This window comes from Psychrobacter sp. W2-37-MNA-CIBAN-0211, from assembly GCF_040309405.1.
GTDB lineage: Bacteria > Pseudomonadota > Gammaproteobacteria > Pseudomonadales > Moraxellaceae > Psychrobacter > Psychrobacter glaciei.
The window spans coordinates 1-242 of the sequence record NZ_JBEOOU010000509.1; the positions used below are offsets into that span (position 1 = coordinate 1).

Sequence of the window (242 nt, forward strand, 5' to 3'; positions counted from 1 at the left end):
TATTGGCTCCGTCAGCTGGGCTTAATTGCCCACTGACACTTTGATAAGCGCGCAGCCCAAACACAGGTAATACGGCCAGTAAATGGTCCATAATTTCAGCTTGTAAGTGCTCGTACGATATCCAACGTTTGTCTTCACTGAAGCAGTAAAACTCAATCGGTAAGCCATGATTAAGCGGTTGTAGTTCACGCACCATAAGTGTGAGCGAGGTATTGATTTTACTGTGTTGTTTTAAGTAACCC

The 242-nt window shown here is 44.2% G+C and carries 1 pseudogene; it reads right to left on the bottom strand.

From position 1 onward, the window contains the following. Nucleotides 1–242: pseudogene (locus AAEY72_RS16080) on the bottom strand (hypothetical protein); the annotation flags it as partial.